The following is a 227-nucleotide window of genomic DNA, read 5'->3' as shown; positions in this document are numbered from 1 at the left end:
GACCGAATTGACCATGAAAAACTTCTCAACAAACTTGATGTCTTCCCGGCAATCCGACGACAAATCAAGGCATGGCTAAAAGCAGGGGTAATCGATACCGGACAGCTATTCACAACAGATGAGGGAACACCGCAAGGAGGGGTAATCAGTCCCCTACTGGCAAATATTGCCCTTCACGGCATGGAAGAAAGCATCAAATCCTTAGCTGCTAAGCTACCAGGAAAAGC

Annotated in this window: 1 protein-coding gene; it reads left to right on the top strand. The window is 47.6% G+C overall.

The genetic code is table 11. The features are described from left to right. On the top strand, positions 1 to 227 hold a 227-nt coding region (locus AC0QH1_RS20260; RefSeq protein ID WP_324633114.1), incomplete at both ends, for a reverse transcriptase domain-containing protein.

The organism is Phormidium sp. CCY1219, assembly GCF_055795085.1.
Note: the sequence above shows the minus strand (reverse complement) of the source record. Positions and strands in the feature narration are given on the sequence as shown.